1 protein-coding gene is annotated in these 328 nt (G+C 53.4%); it reads right to left on the bottom strand.

Annotation, left to right across the window (positions count from 1 at the left end):
* Window positions 1–96: 96 nt before the first annotated feature.
* Window positions 97–327, bottom strand: a complete 231-nt coding sequence (gene ybiJ, locus KI369_RS30095; protein ID WP_001472039.1) for a DUF1471 family protein YbiJ — start codon at window positions 325–327, stop codon at window positions 97–99.
* Window position 328: the final 1 nt, after the last annotated feature.

Here is a 328-nt window from a genome sequence, read left to right as displayed (position 1 = left end):
CAACGGTTCGGATTTTGTAGGCCTGATAAGACGCGGTAGCGTCGCATCAGGCATCTGTTGCCGGATGCGGCGTAAACGCCTTATCCGTCCTACGAATTACTTATAAATTACCGCAGTACCGCTTAATTTATTGTTGTTGGTGGCGGAAGTGATGCTGTATCCACTGGCACCGGCTGCCGCGGCTTTCTCAGCCAGTTTCGCTTCCAGGGCATCGAGGGTGGATGCGCCATCGGCAGAAACCACGCCGATTTTATTCATGTTCTGTGCCTGGGATGCCGTTACCGGTTCCGCCGCGAACACGCCAAATGACAGAGTTGAAAGAGCCATA

This window comes from Bacillus sanguinis, from assembly GCF_018332475.1.
GTDB classification, from domain to species: Bacteria; Bacillota; Bacilli; order Bacillales; family Bacillaceae_G; genus Bacillus_A; species Bacillus_A sanguinis.
This window is presented reverse-complemented; position numbering and strand designations above follow the sequence as displayed.

Coding starts and splice junctions, on each gene's coding strand:
- ybiJ (WP_001472039.1), bottom strand. CDS start 327: ATGGCTCTTTCAACTCTGTCATTTGGCGTGTTCGCGGCGGAACCGGTA.